The sequence below is a fragment of the Pseudomonas edaphica genome (assembly GCF_005863185.1).
GTDB lineage: Bacteria > Pseudomonadota > Gammaproteobacteria > Pseudomonadales > Pseudomonadaceae > Aquipseudomonas > Aquipseudomonas edaphica.
In genome coordinates this window covers 1-19331 of the sequence record NZ_VBVZ01000044.1, presented here as the reverse complement: position 1 = coordinate 19331, position 19331 = coordinate 1, and the positions used below count along the sequence as shown (strand labels likewise).

At 59.8% G+C, this 19331-nt stretch carries 13 protein-coding genes; 2 read left to right on the top strand and 11 right to left on the bottom strand.

The window, feature by feature from the left end:
* Positions 1-50 precede the first annotated feature (50 nt).
* From astD to FEM54_RS04895, 4 genes are all read right to left on the bottom strand, one after another.
* Entirely contained in the window at positions 51-1520 is a 1470-nt protein-coding gene (gene astD, locus FEM54_RS04910; RefSeq protein WP_169985270.1) for a succinylglutamate-semialdehyde dehydrogenase, read from the bottom strand.
* Positions 1517-2542 carry an arginine N-succinyltransferase gene (gene astA, locus FEM54_RS04905; RefSeq protein WP_099548196.1) on the bottom strand — a complete coding sequence of 342 codons (1026 nt, stop codon included), beginning with the start codon at positions 2540-2542 and terminating at the stop codon, positions 1517-1519. Before astA ends, astD begins: the two co-directional genes overlap by 4 nt.
* Positions 2543-2591: 49 nt before the next feature.
* Positions 2592-3611: an arginine/ornithine succinyltransferase subunit alpha gene (aruF, locus tag FEM54_RS04900; RefSeq protein WP_017138424.1), complete on the bottom strand. Its 1020-nt coding sequence runs from the start codon at positions 3609-3611 to the stop codon at positions 2592-2594.
* A gap of 246 nt (positions 3612-3857) precedes the next feature.
* Positions 3858-5078 carry an aspartate aminotransferase family protein gene (locus FEM54_RS04895; RefSeq protein WP_138449750.1) on the bottom strand — a complete coding sequence of 407 codons (1221 nt, stop codon included), beginning with the start codon at positions 5076-5078 and terminating at the stop codon, positions 3858-3860.
* Between the two features lie 299 nt (positions 5079-5377).
* On the opposite strand from FEM54_RS04895, the gene FEM54_RS04890 reads away from it, so the two are divergent.
* Positions 5378-10414: a leucine-rich repeat domain-containing protein gene (locus FEM54_RS04890; RefSeq protein ID WP_138449749.1), complete on the top strand. Its 5037-nt coding sequence runs from the start codon at positions 5378-5380 to the stop codon at positions 10412-10414.
* 7 nt (positions 10415-10421) lie between these two features.
* On the opposite strand, the gene FEM54_RS04885 is transcribed toward FEM54_RS04890, so the two are convergent.
* From FEM54_RS04885 to acs, 7 genes are all read right to left on the bottom strand, one after another.
* On the bottom strand, positions 10422-11402 hold the full coding sequence (locus FEM54_RS04885) for a GlxA family transcriptional regulator (RefSeq protein WP_017138427.1): 981 nt from the start codon (positions 11400-11402) through the stop codon (positions 10422-10424).
* A 246-nt stretch (positions 11403-11648) separates the two neighbouring features.
* Positions 11649-12413 carry an ABC transporter ATP-binding protein gene (locus tag FEM54_RS04880; protein ID WP_003214336.1) on the bottom strand — a complete coding sequence of 255 codons (765 nt, stop codon included), beginning with the start codon at positions 12411-12413 and terminating at the stop codon, positions 11649-11651.
* 27 nt (positions 12414-12440) lie between these two features.
* The gene (locus FEM54_RS04875; protein WP_138449747.1) at positions 12441-13553 is read right to left on the bottom strand and encodes a succinylglutamate desuccinylase/aspartoacylase family protein; all 1113 of its coding nucleotides are present in this window, start codon (positions 13551-13553) and stop codon (positions 12441-12443) included.
* A gap of 1 nt (position 13554) precedes the next feature.
* Positions 13555-14253 (bottom strand): ABC transporter permease, encoded by a 699-nt coding sequence (locus FEM54_RS04870; protein ID WP_099548200.1) that lies wholly within the window; start codon positions 14251-14253, stop codon positions 13555-13557.
* On the bottom strand, positions 14250-14939 hold the full coding sequence (locus tag FEM54_RS04865) for an ABC transporter permease (protein WP_017138431.1): 690 nt from the start codon (positions 14937-14939) through the stop codon (positions 14250-14252). Before FEM54_RS04865 ends, FEM54_RS04870 begins: the two co-directional genes overlap by 4 nt.
* Before the next feature lie 92 nt (positions 14940-15031).
* Positions 15032-15817 carry an ABC transporter substrate-binding protein gene (locus FEM54_RS04860; RefSeq protein WP_017138432.1) on the bottom strand — a complete coding sequence of 262 codons (786 nt, stop codon included), beginning with the start codon at positions 15815-15817 and terminating at the stop codon, positions 15032-15034.
* A gap of 769 nt (positions 15818-16586) precedes the next feature.
* Entirely contained in the window at positions 16587-18542 is a 1956-nt protein-coding gene (gene acs / locus FEM54_RS04855) for an acetate--CoA ligase (RefSeq protein ID WP_056861684.1), read from the bottom strand.
* Between the two features lie 397 nt (positions 18543-18939).
* On the opposite strand from acs, the gene FEM54_RS04850 reads away from it, so the two are divergent.
* Positions 18940-19209 carry a DUF2790 domain-containing protein gene (locus FEM54_RS04850; protein WP_138449746.1) on the top strand — a complete coding sequence of 90 codons (270 nt, stop codon included), beginning with the start codon at positions 18940-18942 and terminating at the stop codon, positions 19207-19209.
* Positions 19210-19331 lie beyond the last annotated feature (122 nt).

Below are 19331 nucleotides of genomic sequence, written 5' to 3'. Positions count from 1 at the left end.
GGTGATGCCATCGCAGGCAAGCCAGCTCCCACACAAGCCCGCACCCACATTTAGATCAGCGTTACCCCTGGCGTCAGTGTCGCTGGCAATACCAAACTCGGGGTTTCCAGCGACGCCACCGGGTACGCGCAATAATCCGCCGCGTAATACGCACTGGCGCGATGGTTGCCCGAAGCACCCACACCACCGAACGGTGCGGTACTGGCAGCGCCGGTCAGCTGTTTGTTCCAGTTGACGATACCGGCGCGGCTTTCCAGCCAGAACTGCTGGTAGCGCGCTTCGGAGTCCGACAACAGACCCGCAGCCAAGCCATATTGAGTGTTGTTTGCCTCGGCAATCGCCCCGGCAAAATCAGCGTAGCGGATCACTTGCAGCAATGGGCCGAACAGCTCTTCATCCTCACGCTCGGTCACGCCGGTTACATCAATGATGCCTGGGGTCAGCAAGGCGGCCTGAGCCTGCGGCTGAGTCATTTCCAACAGCGCCACCGCGCCATTGGCCAGCATCCACTCCTGGGCATCCATCAAGGCTTTGGCCGCGCCGAGGGAAATCACCGACCCCATGAACGGTGCCGGCTGCTGGTCGAATGCACCGACTTCAATCGTCGCACTGACCGCCACCAGACGCGCCAGCAAGGCATCGCCCCAGGCGCCTTCGGGCACCAGCAAACGCCGGGCGCACGTGCAGCGCTGGCCAGCCGAAATGAATGCCGACTGAATAATGGTGTAGACCGCCGCATCCACATCGGCCACTTCATCGACCACCAATGGGTTGTTGCCACCCATTTCCAGGGCCAGGATCTTGTCCGGGCGCCCGGAGAACTGCTGGTGCAGATGGTTGCCGGTGCGGCTGGAGCCAGTGAAGAACAACCCGTCAATGCCAGGGTTGGCCGCCAGGGCGATACCGGTTTCCCGCGCACCTTGCAGCAGGTTCAACACGCCCGCCGGCAAACCGGCTTCAACCCAGCATTGCACGGTCAGCTCGGCGACTTTGGGGGTCAGTTCGCTCGGTTTGAACAACACCGTGTTACCCGCCAGCAATGCCGGGACGATATGCCCGTTCGGCAAATGGCCCGGGAAGTTGTACGGGCCGAACACCGCCACCACACCGTGGGGCTTGTGGCGCAATACGGCCGTGGCGTCGCCCAACGGGCCGCTCTTTTCGCCGGTACGTTCGCGGTAGCTTTGCACCGAGATGGCAATCTTGTTGGCCATGCTGGTGACTTCGGTGGCCGATTCCCACAGCGGCTTGCCGGTTTCCTCGCCGATGCAACGGGCGATTTCATCGGCGCGCGTTTTCAGCGCGGCGGCAAAGGTTTCCAGCACGCTGATGCGTTCTTCCAGCGGGCGGCGGGCCCAGCCTGGAAATGCCTGACGCGCCGCCTGCACGGCCGACTCGACCTGCTCGGCAGTGGCGCCATTACCAGTCCACAGCACCTGCTGGGTCACCGGGTTGCGCGACTCAAACAGCTCACCCTGGCCGGCCAGCCAGCTACCTGCGATATACAGCGAATTCATTATTTCGACTCCCGAGCAGCAGACAGCGCAACAGCGCGCACTTGATCACCCACCACCAGTTGCAGGCGTTTGGCGGTTTGCGGATCGACCACCAACGTGCCTGCCGCCAGCCGGGCCGGAGCGGCAGTAATGCGGCACTCCTCGCGCTTGCGGTTATGGATCAGGAACGGCGTAGCGTCGTCCCCCGGCGTGCCGATGGCCAACACCAGCGACTGGCTGTCGCGCACCGCACGGATTTTGCTGGTTTCACATTCCACCGCCGGGCCGGCGTCGAAGATATCGACATAACCCTGGTAGCTGAAGCCCTCACTCTTGAGCATGCTCAATGCAGGCTCGGTGTCCGGGTGGACCTTGCCGATCACATTACGCGCGTCTTCAGACAAGAAGCAGCTGTACAGCGGAAACTTCGGCATCAGCTCGGCGATAAACGCCTTGTTGCCCACGCCGGTGAGGTAATCGGCCTGGCTGAACTCCATCTTGAAGAAGTGCCGGCCCAGGCTTTCCCAGAACGGTGAGCGCCCGGCGTCGTTGGACACGCCACGCATCTCGGCAATGATCTTGTTGCCGAACAGCTGCGGGAACTCGGCGATAAACAGCAGGCGCGCCTTGGCCAGCATGCGGCCGTTGAGGCCGGTGCGGTAATCCGCGTGCAGGAACAACGAGCACAACTCGGAATTGCCGGTAAGGTCGTTAGCCAGGAACAGCGTCGGAATCTCGCGGTAAATGCTCAGCTCCTGGGAAGCGCTGACCGTGAGGCCGACCCGGAAGTTGTACCAAGGCTCACGCAGGCCGACGGCACCGGCAATGGCAGAAATGCCCACCACACGGCCTTCGTCGTTTTCCAGCACGAACAGGTAGTCGGCATCACCCCGCCCGGCTTCACCGCGAAAGGTTTTTTCCGCCCAGCCAACTCGATGGGTCAGGCGCTCCTCGTTGGCCGGCAAGGTGGTGAGGCCGGTGCCGGTGCTGCGCGCCAGATCAATCAGGGCCGGTAAATCGCTGCTGCGTACGGGACGAACGATCATGCTATCTCCTCAGACGGGCCGCTTTGCAGCCACCCGCGAAACTCTCTTTTTAAACCGCTACCAGACGCACACTTGCGCCTTCGCCAACGCCCAGGGCTTCAGCCGCTTCCAGGTCCAGGGTCACTGGCTTGCCGGGCGCGTAGTCCAGTTCCAGCATCACCGCGCGGTAATCCTGCAACTGCGCGTTGCTCACCAGGTACTGGCGGCCGACACCTTTGACCATCTCGCCGATTTTTACCGGCACCACGCGGCTCTGGGCGATCGAGCGAATGCCCGAAACCCGTGCGTGCAACGTTGGGCCGCCGTCGAAGATGTCGATGTAGTGGTCGGTCTCAAAACCTTCGCGCATGAGGATGTCGAAGGTGATTTGCGCACGCGGGTGCACCTGGCCCATGGCTTCCTGGGCTTCATCCGGCAACAGCGGCACGTAGATCGGGTAATGCGGCATCAGCTCGGCGAGGAAGGTGCGGCTTTTAAGCCCGCACAGGCGCTCGGCGGCGGCATAGTTGAGGTCGAAGAAGTTGCGACCGATGGCGTCCCAGAACGGCGAATCACCGTTCTCGTCGCTGTAGCCGACAATCTCGGTCACCACCGAGTCGGCAAAGCGCTCGGGGTGGCTGGCGACGAACAGCAAGCGGCCACGGGAATTGAGTTCCGACCACGGCGAACCAACCAGCGCAGGCTGCACGTAGAAACTGGTGAGCAGGCTGTTGCCGGTGAGGTCGTGGCACTGGGAAAGCACGTGGATCTTGTTGTGGATCTTCAGCTCGCGGGAAGCGTGCACGAAGGTCTCGTTACGAAAGCTGTAAAACGGTTCGGAGTAACCGGCCGACGCGACGATGGCCGAGCAGCCGGCGAGCTTGCCGGTCTCAGTGTCTTCGAGCACGAAGAAATAGCTTTCTTCACCGTTGAAACTCACCTCGGCCGCGAAAGACGCTTCGCTGGCAGCGATTTTATCGCTCAGGCGTTCCACATCGTCCGGCAAGGAGGTGACACCAATCGGGCTGTCCGCAGCCAGACGCTGTACCTCGCCCAGATCAGCCATTTGCGCGGGGCGCATCACCAGCATGGTGTCACTCCTTAACTCGAAAAACTCATAGGGGGAAAAATGCCGGACAGGAGGCCTGCTCACTCCATTTTGATGGTGTAAGCAAATCCATGTGGGAGCCGGGCTTGCCCGCGATGGCGGTGTGTCAGTCAACACAGAGGTTGCCTGTGCCACCGCCTTCGCAGGCAAGCCAGCTCCCACATTTGATCCGGTCCGGCCTTTAGAATTTTTGTTCGACGCCCGGATCACCAGGCGCCAAGCGGTCCATCAAGCTTGCGTCAACGTCTTCACAGCACGCTCGAAGCGGTCCAGGCCTTCGTTGATATCCGCCTCTTCCACCACCAGGCTTGGGGCGAAACGCACCACGTCCGGGCCGGCTTGCAGGATCATCAGGTTTTCTTTTTCGGCCGCGTTGAACACGTCCTTGGCACCGCCTTTGAACGCGTCGCTCAGCACGCAACCAATCAGCAGGCCCATGCCGCGCACTTCGGTGAAGATCCCGTATTGCTTGCCGATCTGCGTAAGACGCGCCTTGAACAGGTCGTGCTTGGCGTTCACACCGGCCAGTACTTCTGGGGTGTTGATCACGTCGATCACCGCCTCGGCGACCGCACAGGCCAGCGGGTTGCCGCCGTAAGTAGTGCCGTGGGTGCCGACCACCAGGTGCTTGGCCAGGTCTTCACGGGTCAGCATGGCTGCGATCGGGAAACCACCGCCCAGGCTCTTGGCGCTGGTGAGGATGTCCGGCGTCACGCCGTAATGCTGGTAGGCGAACAGGTGGCCGCTGCGGCCCATGCCGGTTTGCACTTCGTCGAACACCAGCAGCGCGTTATTGGCGTCGCACAGTTCGCGGGCGCCTTGCAGGTAAGCCAGTTCGGCTGGCAATACGCCGCCTTCGCCCTGGATCGGCTCCAGCACCACGGCGCAAGTTTTATCCGACACGGCCGCTTTGAGCGCGTCCAGGTCGTTATAAGGCACGTGGGTAATGCCGGTGATTTTAGGCCCGAACCCATCGGAGTACTTGGACTGGCCACCGACGTTGACGGTGAACAGAGTACGGCCGTGGAAGCTGTTCAACGCGGCGATGATCTCGTACTTCTCGGTGCCGAAACGGTCGAACGCAACGCGACGGGCCAGCTTGAATGCGGCCTCGTTGGCCTCGGCGCCGGAGTTGCAGAAGAACACGCGTTCGGCAAAGGTGGCGTCGATCAGCTTATGGGCCAGGCGCAGGGCCGGCTCATTGGTGAACACGTTGGAAACGTGCCACAGCTTGTTGGCCTGTTCGGTCAGTGCACCGACCAGCGCCGGGTGGGCATGGCCCAATACGTTAACCGCGATGCCGCCGGCAAAGTCGATCAGCTCGCGACCGGCCTGGTCCCAAACGCGCGAACCTGCGCCACGCACGGGAATGAAGGCGGCAGGTGCGTAGTTGGGCACCATCACCTGGTCGAAATCGGCACGTTGCACCGGGGCTTGCTCAACGGACATCGGAGTCTCCTGAAGAGGAACGCCTGCCTGGAACTGGCGGGCGATGCAGGGATTGTAAGGACAGTTTTCAGCGCGGCCTTGCCGCCAAGCGACAACTTCTTATAGCGCAAACCCGCGTTTTTGGCGGGTTTACGCCAATGCGACAAATAGCGTCGCAATGGCGCAGTTTAAACGTTGCATCGTTTGAGAGGCAGGGGCATCGCCTGCTGATTTCGAAGGTTGTATTAACTATCTGCCCCCTGTACGCCAATCAGACTTGCTGTGATGACGGTGACTCAACCCACTGAAGGATCAGCCACGTGCCTCCCCTGACTCAAACCACGCTCACCCAACACCTGACACTCACCGCCAGCAGGGTGCCCGCCGGGGCTCACACCCGCCTGCCGCAATGGCTGGGCAACGCCTCAAGCGCGCGGCGCGAGACTTTGAAAAACACCCCGCTTGAGTTTGCCGATTGGCAGGCCGACACCCGCCGCCAGCAACAAGCCCCCCTCCAGCAAGCCATGGCCGAGAGCTGGGCCACGCAAAACCAGCTCGACACCGCCCTGGCAGCGCTGCAAGCGCCCCAAGCGTTCGCGGCACCCTTGCTGCAACAGGGTCTTACTTCCCGATTTGGCATTGAGCTGGATGTCACCGCCACTTACCTGCGCCTCTACGCCCCCGTGACGGTTCCGCTGTTCCCTGTGGACTTGGGAGGCGTCAAGGCCTGGACCGTGTCGCTGGTGGACGCAGCGCTGCACAATTTCGACGCCGCCGAAGGCGAAAAAGCCGCTTACACCACCGACTCCACCTTCATCACCCAACCCTCAGCCGCTGGGCAATTCGACACCCTGCCCGCTGTGACCGAAAAAATCAGCATCGCGCAATTCGTCGGACTGTGCCGCGAGCTGGACATCGGCGCGCAGTACCAACGCTACCTCAAAGGCTTTTTCGGCTTCCAGAACGCCACGCTGCAGGCATCGCTGCGCAGCAAGGTGATCGCCAATCTCAAAGCCGAGGCGCAAACCTGCGTGCACATGGCGCGCCTGAAAAAAGACGCGAGCGAATCGACGCTGCGCACACTCCAGGCGCAGCTCGACGGCCTCAGAGGCTTGACACTCCAGGGCAAGGTACTGCTCAACCACGACCTGAGCCTGATGGGCGCACCGCTGACCGGCATAGTGCTGTTCGCCGCCGACCTGGAGCAGCACCGAAGCGCAGTCCCCATAGTGGCGTACATTCCCGGCGACCCACTGGCGCCCCTCAAGTATTACCCCGACGGCACAGCATTCATGCGCGACCTGGCCGACAAGCTGCGCGACGCCGACTACCAGGCGTTTTTCAGCCGCTTCGTCAACCAAGAATACCGCGGCTACTTCTTTGCAGACCTCAACAGCCGGCTATCCAAAGTCGTCTGGCACTCGCCGCAGCCCGGCGACTCACGCCCCGCCTGGCGCGACGAACCGGTGGTCAACCCGAACCTGCAGTTCTATGCAACGAAAATCACCGGTGATCTTTACGAACACCTGTACGAGACCAAGCTCGACAAGCTGCTCAATGACGCTCGGGTAACCGCCATCTCCACCGCAGACGCCGACAGCAAGGCACGCTGGCAACGCTGGGACATTGTGCAGAAGGTTGCTAACGCCATTCTCGAAGTCGCCGCCTTCATCGTGACCCCTTTCCTTCCACCACTGGGCGCGCTGATGCTGGGCTACACCGCTTACCAACTGCTCGACGACGTATTCGAGGGCATCATCGATTGGGCTGAGGGCCTCAAGCGTGAAGCCTTCGGGCACCTGATGTCGATCCTCGAGCAAATGGTGCAACTGGGTATGTTCGCAGTCGGCGCACCGATTGCCGAAGGTTTGCTGCGACAGGCACTGCCCAACGAACTGTGGCGTTTTTTTGAGCGGCTCACCCCGGTCACAACTGACGGCAAGACCCGCCTGTGGAAGCCCGACCTGGCGCCCTACACCCATGACATTCAACTACCGCCCGAGTCACGCCCCAATCACGAAGGGCTATATGCCCATGCGGATAAACAGATCCTGACACTCAATGGACAACACTTCTCCATCAAGAAGAAATTGGGTAACACTTTCCTTGCCCACCCTACCCGCGCGCACGCTTACCGCCCGCAAATCATCAGCAACGGCAAGGGCGCCTGGCTGACAGCAACAGATCGCCCGCTGACCTGGGACCGCAGCACCTTGCTGCGTCGACTCGGCCCACCGGCTGACACACTCAGTGAGACGCGCCTGGAATGGGCGCATCGCATCAGCGGCGCCGACGATGCCGCCCTGCGCAAGCTGCATATGGACCGCCAACCACCGCCTCCACTATTGGCCGACACCCTCAAGCGCGTCGCCATTGATCAGCAACTGCAAGACTTTATCGACCAGATGAACAGTGACGACCCTGCGCAGTATCAAAAAGCCGACCCGCAAACCCAGCTTTGGCTGTTGAGTCAGACCGGCCTGTGGCCCGAGTCCAAGACCTTGCGCTTTCTCAACGCGAAAGGTGAGACCGTCTGGGAGCATAAAGGCCAGGAAAACTCGGCGGTGGCGCAGATACATGAAGCCCAGATGAAAAATGGTGATTTTCTCAAAACGCTGCTGGAAACCCTGGACGAATCAGAACGCAAAATCCTGCTTGAGGAAGAATTCGGCACCCCCGCCACCCAACTGCACGTGCGCGCGGCCAAACTGCGTAAACAGCTGGCACGCCAAGCCCAGGCCAAGCGCGCTTCATTGTTTGACTCCCGCTACCGAGGGCTGGAAACCACCGATGACCCGCGCCTGCAAAAAATCATCGACAGTGCGCCCGGCCTGCCCACCAGTGCGGCGCACGAGGTGCTGTTCGGCGCCAGCGGCCAAGACCTGCTGGCCATGGATCAAGGTAGTCTGCCACCCCATCTGGTGGAGCGCGCACGCTGGGCTGCGCATCAGGTCAGGATCAGTCGAGCGTATGAAGGGTTGTACATGGATGCCCTGGAAAGCAACGACACAGAACAACTCGCGTTGCATTCCCTGGAAAAGCTGCCGGGGTGGTCGCCGCAGGTACGCCTGGAAGTGCGCGACTTCAGCCGCACCGGTACGGTACGGGACACCATCGGCCCGCTGCAGGCACCGATCCAACGCACCTTGGTGCGCGCCATTGATGGCGGTTACGTTCCCGAAGACGGCAAGGGCACCCTGTTCGGCGAAACCGACCTCTATACCGCCGTGCTCCAGGCACTGCCCGACGCGCAACGCGACGCGCTGGGTATCCACATTGGCCAAGGCCCACTGCTGAAACAGACCTTGCGCCAGTACGCGCTGGCCCGTGAGCCGCTGGGGGAGCTGCTGGCAACTGCGCCAGTGCGCAAGCCCTTTTACGACCCCAAGCTGATGCGCTTGCCCGGCGGCATGGAGGGTTACGACGCCAGTGCCCCTGGCAACACAAATAACCTTGAGGCGCTGTTAGTACACGAACTGTATCCCCGCCTCGCCCCAGCAGAAGTGGACCATGTACTGAACGCCATGCGAAGCCACCCTGGCTCGCCCTTACAGACGCTTCATTATTTGAAGGCTGAATTTTCACGACTGGAAACCGACCTGGCGACCTGGCGCTCCAACCTCTCTCAAACCTTCCTCAACACCGAAGTACCGCTTTTCTCCTCAACCGTTGCCGAAGAGAAACTTACTCGCTGGATCTGGACCCACCAATTGCTCCGTGCCTGGCGGCACGAGACCCCGGAGGACAGCGAGTTTTCTCTTGGCCGCCTATTGCACCTCGACGCCCCCTTGCAAAGCGAACTGCCCACCATCAGTGCCAACTTCGACCACATCTGCAACCTGAGATTGAAGGGTTATCCCACCACCCAAGGCGTACCCGCCTTTTTGGCCCACTTCCCCAACCTGCGCACGCTGGATATCAGCGACATAGCACTCAACACACTGCCTCCCGAAGTCATGGCGCGCACCCAGCTCAATCGGCTGACGCTGAGCAATTGCAACCTTAACCTGACCACACAAAGCCGTGCACAGCTTGCCACTTTGAGCCAATTGAGAAGCCTGGACCTTTCCCGCAACTACCAGCTGTCACTTTCTCCCAACCTTGGGCAAATGCCTGAGCTGCAGACGCTGAACCTTAGCCAGACGCATATTTCGCTATTCCCCGAACACCTGATCAATCGCCCTCAGCTCACGAGCGCCGACCTCAGCGGCAACTACCTGAGCAGGCTACCCGACGCGCTGTTCAGCCTGCCCGCCGAACGGGCTAGAGCGTTTGATTTGTCGGGCAACCCCCTTTCACGCGCCACCCTGGAAAAGATCAAACGTTACTGCCAGAGAACCGGCGAACACTTCGGCGCAGACGCCAACCCATTCGAGCGTCGCTTGGTTCATGAGCTTTACCCCACCTTCACTGACGACGAGGCGAATAATTTTATCTTCAGGTTGCCCGGTGAGCTGAATGACTCAATGCCCGCACTCCTGCGCTTGAAAACCGACTACGAGCGACTGCAAACAGACTTGCAGGAGTGGGCATTGGATATACCTGAACGGTACCCGTTCATAGACACGCCCATGGACGAAGGCGTACGAGCGCAACAGCAACTGCTTCGCCACCAGCTCAAGGCCTTGCTGGAAGAAAGCTGGCGACGGGAGACCGGTCTGGATTCAAGCCAGGAGCCGCCGACCACCGATCATGAAATGGCGCTGAAACTGCCTTTACTCGGCGATTTACCGGTGCTGAATATGGACTTTAAACATGTGTCGAAACTGGAGTTGAGCGCAGAGCAAGCCACCTCAATTCCCGAAGGCTTTCTTGTGCGTTTTCCCAACCTGGAAACCCTGCATATTCATCGTTATGCCCTGCCGGACATTCCCGCCGATGTGTTCAAGCTGACCAAGCTCAAGACACTGATCCTGTCCCATAGCCGTATGCGGTTGACCGCAACCAGCGCCGACGCCTTGAGCGACCTGCAAAACCTTGAGTACCTGGACCTCAGTGGTAACCCCCTGGGAATCACGCCCGACGTCAGCAAAATGTCCGGGTTATCCACCCTGATCATCGAAAATGCCGGCCTGACCGAGGTACCCAACGGGACGTTCAACCTGCCATCCCTCGATCAACTGGACCTGAGAAACAACCGGATAACCGAACTTCCCACTGACCTGCTTGAGGTGGCGCCGGACAGGGCCGATGGTTTCGTTCTTGGCGGCAACACGCTCTCGCCTGAAACGATCACCCTGCTGGTGCCGTATTACAACCGCACCGGAGTGGACTTCGGTATCCCGCAAGTCAGGCAACACGCGCAACTAAGCCCAACGTCGTCAACCGACGTATCAGAAGAAGAAACCGAACAATAAAAGCCACTCAACCGCGTTCGGACGGCACCGACGACAATTCAAACGGGCTGCTGCTACGCCGCTGGTTACGGTCTTCACGCGGGGTGGCGCCAAAGAAGTTGCGGTAAGCGCTGGAGAAGTGCGGCCCCGAGGAGAAGCCGCACGACAGGCCGATCTGGATGATCGACTTGCTGGTTTGCATGAGCATCTGGCGGGCCTTGTTCAGGCGCAGTTCCAGGTAATACTGGCTGGGAACGCGGTTGAGGTATTGCTTGAAGATCCGCTCGAGTTGTCGTCGTGACACGCACACATGCTGGGCGATTTCGTCGGTGGTCAGCGGCTCTTCGATATTGGCTTCCATCAGCAGCACGGCCTGGGTCAGCTTCGGATGGCTGGAACCCAGGCGGTTTTGCAGTGGGATGCGCTGGCGCTCGCCGCCTTCGCGAATGCGCTCCACCACCAGTTCTTCGGAGACCGCACCGGCCAGTTCGGCGCCGTGATCACGGGCCAGCACCGCCAGCAACAGGTCGAGTACCGACATGCCGCCGCAGGCGGTCAGGCGGTCGCGGTCCCAGTCGAACAGATGGCTGGTGGCGATCACCTTGGGGAAGCGCTCGGCGAAGTCGTCCTGCCAGCGCCAGTGCACGGCGGCGCGGTAGCCGTCGAGCAGACCCAACTGAGCCAAGGGATACACACCGGCCGACAACCCGCCGATCACGCACCCGGCGCGCACCAACTGCTTGAGTGCAGTACTGAGTTGGGACGCAATGACGGTAGGTGGTTCGTCCGCCAGCAGGAACAGCTTCTGAAAGCCTTCAAGCTTGCCGGCCCACGGTTCGCCCGGTAATTGCCAGGCACCTTCGGTGCGCGGCTCGGCCTGCAAGAACGACAGTTCGTACACCACGTCCGGATGCACCCGTTGAGCAACGCGCAAAGCCTCCTCAGCCAGCGCAAGCGTGAGTGCTTTTGTGCTGGGCCAAATCAGGAAACCAATTTTATGGGCGGTCATTTAGGGGCTATCCGAAGCGAGTAACAGTAATGAAGACAAGGGCCAATGCTAGCCGGTAAACGAACACAAATCTCAAAACATATGGAGATCCAATGTGGGAGCTGGCTTGCCTGCGATGGCGGTGGGTCAGTTGCCACACTGGTTACTGATATATCGCTATCGCAGGCAAGCCAGCTCCCACAGGGACGGAAGTCAACGTCCGAGCTGCGAAATATGCACTATTTAAGTGCACAAAAGCAGTCTTGATTATTTCAAGCTACCGGAAAGAAACTGCTGCAACCGCTCGGATTGCGGGTTCACCAGTACTTCACGCGGGTTGCCACGTTCTTCGACGATGCCTTTGTGCAAAAACACCAACTGGTTCGAGACTTCACGGGCAAAGCCCATTTCGTGGGTCACCACCACCATGGTGCGGCCTTCCTGGGCCAGGTCCTGCATCACCTTGAGCACTTCGCCGACCAGCTCCGGGTCGAGGGCCGAGGTCGGTTCGTCGAACAGCATCACCTCCGGCTCCATTGCCAGGGCGCGGGCGATGGCCACGCGCTGCTGCTCGCCGCCGGACATGTGGCCGGGGAACGCATCCTTACGATGGCCCACACCAACTTTGGCCAGGTAGTGCTCGGCCTTTTCACGCGCGTCTTTTTTCGACATGCCCAGCACGTGCACCGGCGCTTCCATCACGTTTTCAAGCGCAGTCATGTGCGACCACAGGTTGAAATGCTGGAACACCATGGACAGGCGCGAACGCATGCGCTGCAGCTGTTTCGGGTCGGCGGCCTTCATGGCGCCGTCCTTGTTGGCCACCAGTTTCAGCTCTTCGTTATTGAGCAGAATCTTGCCGGCGTGGGGTTGCTCCAGCAGGTTGATGCAGCGCAAAAAGGTACTTTTGCCCGAACCACTGGAACCGATGATGCTGATCACATCACCGGCCGCGGCGGCCAGGGACACGCCTTTGAGCACTTCATGACTGCCATAGCGTTTATGCAGGTCTTGGACTTCAAGTTTGTACATGCGGTCGGTTCTCACAAAAACAGGTGGTCAGTCGTTGAGCAAGCGCCCGTGGCGCAGCGCTTCGCGCCCCGCCACCTTGGCCAGCCAGAAACCCGCTTGGGCATAACGTAGCCGTTCAACGGCAAACAACACCCCGGACGTCCCCGCGAAAACAATGCTGACGTGGTCGGTCAGAGGGTCAATCACTTCAAAAATCTCATCGCCCGCTTCTACCCGGTCACCGGCTTTACGCAGGTAACTGATCACCCCGGCATGGGGCGCAAACAGCAACTCGGTGCCTTCGAAGGGCAAGCCTTCGCACGCGTCGTATTGCGGCGCCGGCCATTGGCCGGTGATCAAGCCTTGCTCGGCGAGGAACGCGAGGATGCCTTCGGCGTGGAAAATCGCTTCATCACGGCCGGTGTCGGCCTGGCCGCCCAATTCCAGGGTAGTCGCCAGGCAGGCCAGCGGAACCTGTGCTTCGGGGAACGCCTGTGACAGACGCAACCACGGCAGCGAGCAGGCTTCATCAAACGAACTGCCGCCGGAGTCTTCCGCCAGCAGGCCGACTTTCACACCCAGGTGCGCCGACAACGAGCGCCACTGCGGCCAGTGCTGGGGCAACGCATACATGTGCAACGCGGCTTCGGCGTCGCAATGCAGGTCCAGGACGATATCGGCGGTGCAGGCGTGGCTCAGCAAGATGCGCTGCATGCCTTGCAGCTGGCTGCTCGGCGCGGGCAATGCATTGAGTGCGTCGGTCATCGCCTGGCGGAACATGCGCACATTCGCGTGCGGGTCATCGCCCAGCTTGCCCTTGAGCAACTCGGCAACCGGCGCGCTCAGCTCGACGAAATCACGGTTGAAATTCTTGCCGCTACCCACCTCGAAACGCCCCTGGTGGCTGCCTTGCAGCAATTGGCCCAAGCCCATCGGGTTGGCCACCGGCACCAGCTCGATCACCCCGTTGAGGGCGCCTTGCTGTTCCAGTTCGGTGAGGCGTTTTTTCAGCTCCCACGCCGCGCGCATGCCCGGCAATTCGTCGGCGTGCAGGCTGGCCTGGATATAGGCCTTGCGCTCGCCACTGCCGAAGCGAAATACGCTCAGCTGACGCTCACAACCCAGGTGGCCCCAGGGCAACAGGTGATCGATACGTTCCATATCAATGCTTCCGTGGAGCCAGGTAGCTCAGCCAGCGGCGCTCGGCCAACTTGAACAGGCGCACCAGGATAAAGGTCAGGCACAGGTAGAACACGCCGGCGGTGATATAGGCTTCGAACGGCAAGTAATACTGGGCGTTCACGGTGCGTGCAGCACCGGTGATGTCGATCAAGGTGACGATGGACGCCAGACTGGTGGTCTGCAGCATCATGATCACTTCGTTGCTGTACTGCGGCAGCGCGCGGCGCAAGGCCGACGGCAGCAGGATGCGGCGGTACAGCTTGTAGCGCGACATGCCCATGGCCTTGGCCGCCTCGATCTCCCCATTCGGCGTGGCCTTGAGGCTACCGGCGATGATTTCGGCGGTGTAGGCGCTGGTGTTGATCGCAAACGCCAGGCATGCGCAGAACGTGGCGCTCGACAGCAGCGGCCACAGGAAGCTTTCGCGCACGGCTTCGAATTGCGCCAGGCCGTAGTAGATCAAAAACAGCTGCACCAGCATCGGCGTGCCGCGGATCACGTAGGTGTAGAGCCAGGCCGCACCGTTGATGACCGGCTGCTTGGACACGCGCATCAAGCCCAGCGGCAAGGCGGCGAGCAGGCCAAAGAACAGCGAGATGGCCAACAGTTTCAGGGTGGTTACCAGGCCGCCAAGGTACAGCGGCATGGCTTCCCAGATGACGTTGTAGTCGAAGATCATAGATCAGCCGCCCTTACGCCTACCGAGTAGCGCTTCTCAAGATAACGTAGGGCCAGCAACGACACGCTGGTAATCACCAGGTACATCGCCGCCACTGCGAGGAAGAAGGTAAAAGGCTCACGGGTGGCGTCTGCCGCCTGCTTGGCCTTGAACATCATGTCTTGCAGGCCCACCACCGAGATCAGCGCGGTGGCCTTGGTGAGTACCAGCCAGTTGTTGGTGAAACCAGGGATCGCCAGCCGAATCATCTGCGGCACCATCACCCGGAAAAACACCTGGAAACTGCTCATGCCATACGCAAGGCCGGCCTCGGCCTGGCCCTTGGGAATGGCCATGAAGGCGCCACGGAAGGTTTCCGAGAGGTAGGCGCCAAAGATGAAACCCAGGGTGCCGATACCGGCGGCCAAGGGGTTCAAGTCGATATAGTCGTCATAGCCGAGCATCGGCGCGACGCGGTTAAGCAAGTCCTGGCCGCCGTAGAAAATCAGCAGAATCAGCACCAGGTCGGGGATCCCGCGGATCACCGTGGAGTACAAGTCACCCAGCCAAGCCAACCAGCGCACCGGCGACAGGCGTAACGCGACCCCGATCAGACCCAGAACAATGGCCAAGGCCATGGACGACAAGGCGAGCTGAAGCGTCAACCATGCGCCATCGAGGATGACAGCCCCGTAGCCGTTCAACATGATTCAGGTCCTCGAAAAGGGGGATGAAAAAATGGCGCAAACTTCAGAATCTTCTGTTGCTTGCGCCATTTAGGACAGACAGCTGCGACGAGTTACTTAGGGTCAGCGCCGTAAATATCGAAGTCGAAGTACTTGTCCTGGATTTTCTTGTATTCGCCGTTGGCACGGATCGCGGCAATCGCAGCGTTGATCTTGTCCAGCTCGGCCTTGTCGCCTTTACGCACAGCGATACCGATGCCGTCACCGAAGTACTTGGCGTCGGTGAACTGTGGGCCCACGAACGCGTAGCCTTTACCGGCAGGGGTTTTCAGGAAACCGTCTTGCAGCAGGGTGGCGTCGGCCACGGTGCCGTCAAGGCGACCGGCTTCCACGTCCAGGTAGATTTCGTTCTGCGAGCTGTAAGGCACAACCGTGACGCCTTTAGGGGCCAGGACTTCCTTGGCGAAACGATCGTGGATCGAACCGCGTTGCACGCCGATTTTCTTGCCTTTGAGTTCATCCAGGCTGTCGCTGACGGTGGTGCCTTCCTTCATCACCAGCTGCGCTGGGCTGAGGTAGTAGCGGTTGGTGAAGTCCACAGACTTCTTGCGGTCTTCAGTGATGGACATGGACGACAGGATCGCATCGATCTTGCGCACTTTGAGCGCAGGGATCAGGCCGTCGAATTCTTGCTCGACCCATACGCACTTGACCTTCATCTCTGCGCACAGCGCGTTACCGATGTCGTAGTCAAAACCAACGATGCTGCCATCCGGCGCCTTCGAGGCAAACGGAGGGTAAGCCGCTTCGATACCAATCTTCAGGGGCTTTTCATCAGCGAAGGCCTGCATGGACAGCACGGACAGCGCCAGGGCGCCCAACAGCACAAGTTTCTTCATCTTGGGACTCCATCGGTATAGGGCAAAAAGCAGAATGAGCCGTGGCCCACGATGCGACTTAAGTGAAACCGAATAGCGGTGCTGCGTCCTACCCTGAATTGATACAGGAGACGACGAGCGAGTGATCGGCATTCTAACGACAGGCCGGAAGCCGATATTTCCTCAATGCGACAACAATTTACAGAAGCACTGAGAAAGCGGTTCCAGCACATTGACAGCCTCTGGATTTTATGCAGAGACAAAAGATATTAAACCTGTTGATGCTGCAAATTGCGGGCCTATTATTCGCAAACCCTTCTAGCACGGCAAGTCTGGCGTTTAATCTTATTTCTGAGGGTGTCTAAAACGCGGGTTTTCGGGGCGCAGGCGTAGCACATTGCCTCAGGATTGGGCGTGGGGTTACACATTTAGGCTGGACGGTAACATTCAGAAACCCCCTACGAGGGAAACCGATATTTATTGGCCTACACACAGATCGTTCCCACGCTCCGCGTGGGGATGCATCCTGTGACGCTCTGCGTCACGCCTCAAGAGCAGACGCGGAGCGTGGGAACGATCAGACTCCGGCCATGAAACACATTCCAAATGTGGGAGCTGGCTTGCCTGCGATAGCGGCCTGTCAGCTAACCCACCTGTGCCTGATACGCCCTCATCGCGGGCAAGCCAGCTCCCACAGTGATCCGGTTTCGCCAGTGCTATCGAAATCAAACCCCACAAAAAAGCCCCACCCGGCTCACGCCGAATGGGGCTTTATCTGACCCTGCCCGCCTTACGCGACGTTCATGGTCTTGTGCGTCTCAATCAAATGCGCCACCACACCTGGGTCAGCCAGGGTGGAGATATCCCCCAACCCGTCATACTCAGCCGTAGCAATCTTGCGCAGAATCCGGCGCATGATTTTCCCCGAACGCGTCTTCGGCAAGCCCGGCGCCCACTGGATCACATCCGGCGAGGCAATCGGCCCGATCTCTTTGCGCACCCAGTTTTTCAGCTCCAGGCGCAGCGCTTCGTTCGGCTCTTCGCCATTCTTGAGCGTGACATACACATAGATGCCCTGCCCCTTGATGTCATGGGGCACACCCACCACCGCCGCTTCAGCGACTTTCGGGTGCGCAACCATAGCGCTTTCAATCTCGGCGGTGCCCATGCGGTGGCCGGAGACGTTCAACACGTCGTCCACGCGCCCGGTGATCCACCAGTAGCCGTCTTCATCGCGACGCGCACCGTCGCCGGTGAAGTACATGCCACGGAAGGTCTTGAAGTAGGTGTCGACAAAACGGTCATGGTCGCCATACAGCGTACGCGCCTGGCCTGGCCACGAATCGAGGATCACCAGATTGCCTTCGGCAGCGCCCTCGATGATGTTACCGAGGTTGTCCACCAGCGCCGGCACCACACCAAAGAACGGGCGCGCCGCCGAACCCGGCTTGAGCGCGTGGGCACCCGGCAGCGGGCTCATCAAGGTGGCGCCGGTTTCGGTCTGCCACCAGGTGTCGACGATCGGGCAACGGGATTGGCCGACATTCTTGTAGTACCAATCCCAGGCTTCCGGGTTGATCGGCTCACCCACCGACCCGAGCAGGCGCAGGCTGCTGCCATCCACACCTTCGCAGGCAGCGGTGCCGGACGCCATCATCGCGCGGATCGCGGTGGGCGCGGTGTAGAGGATATTGACCTTGTGCTTGTCAACGATCTTGCCGACCCGCGTGATATCCGGGTAGTTCGGCACGCCTTCAAACAACAGCGTGGTCGCACCATTGGCCAACGGGCCGTAGACGATATAGGTGTGGCCGGTGACCCAACCCACGTCGGCGGTGCACCAATAGATTTCGCCTGGGCGGTAGTCGAACACACGCTCATGGGTCAGGGCGGCGTACAGCAAGTAGCCGCCAGTGGTGTGCTGCACGCCTTTAGGCTTGCCGGTGGAGCCCGAGGTGTAAAGGATGAACAGCGCTTCTTCGGCGCCCATCTCCTTAGGCGCGCACACAGTGCCCGCCACTTTCATCAGGTCTTCGTACCAGATGTCGCGATGCTGGTTCCACTTGATGTTGCCATTGGTGCGCTTGCACACAATGACTTTCTGGATGCTGCTGGTTTCCGGGTTGGTCAGCGCGTCGTCGACGTTAGCCTTCAGCGGAATTTTCTTACCGGCGCGGATGCCTTCGTCGGCGGTGATCACCACCTTCGACTTACAGTCGATAATGCGACCGGCCAGGGCTTCCGGTGAAAAACCGCCAAATACCACGGAGTGAATCGCACCGATGCGGGTACAGGCCAACATGGCGACCACGGCTTCGGGGATCATCGGCATATAGATAGTCACCACGTCGCCGCGATGCACATCCTGGCCGCGCAGGGCGTTGGCGAACTTGCAGACTTCTTCATGCAGCTCGCGGTAGGTGATGGTGCGGCTTTCGGAAGGGTCATCGCCCTCCCAGATGATCGCAGCCTGATCACCACGCTCGGCGAGGTGGCGGTCCAGGCAGTTGTAGGAAACGTTGAGGGTGCCGTCGGCAAACCATTTGATGTCGACATGGTGGTCGTCGAAAGAAGTCTGCTTGACCGCAGTGAAAGGCTTGACCCAGTCAAGGCGCTTGGCTTGCTCGCGCCAGAAGCCATCGGGGTTGACCACCGACTGCTGGTACATGGCCTTGTAGGTCGCCTCGTCGGTCAGCGTGTTGGCTGCTACTTCGGGGCGAACGGGGTACAGGGAAGCCGCACTCATCTTTCTTACCTCGGTGACAATAGTTGTTTTTGTATGCCCTGTTGTAGCCGGGGCGCCCCCATAGAACCATTCGACGATGGTAGTAACAAGCCCCTACAAAATGCCCTGCTATGCCCTTTCAGGGCTCTGGCCCACGGCCTGCGCGGCTTTGGCGCCTGATGAAAAAACCTTTACCACGGGATTGTTACAAAAACCGCCAATAGTGTTTATCAAAAGCACGGGTATATGAATATAACCCACAGGCCTAAAATCAACTCCGCCAACAAGGCAACGTGATTAACACCGTAACAGCCCCCACGAAGGCAACGTTAATCCGAACTTCCCAACTCTTAAGTTACACACGCGGCCTCATAAGGGCCCCGTGACCCCTTTCGCCCTGAAGAAGGTAAATACAGTAATGAAAGCTCTCGTAGTTATGGCCCTCAGCAGCTTGTACGCCACCGCCGCCCTGGCCGATGAGGCCCCGACCGAGCTGGCCGGCCAGAACGCCCCGATTGTTGAAGATTACACCTACAGCACACACTTGGATGTGGCCAAAGTATTGTCCATGAGCAACATCCCTGATGTCTGCAACGTTGTACCGGTACAAATGGAATATGAAGACTCGCAAGGTCAGCGTCATATTCTTAATTATCAAGTGATGGGCAATGGTTGCTCTAACGGGTAATAACTTTTTCAGTAAGATTTAAACCCGGATCTTGGTCGCCGCAAGAAATCGTTCTTGCGGCCAAGAACCGCCCTCTGGTCCACCGCCCACCCAATGTGGGAGCTGGCTTGCCTGCGATGGCG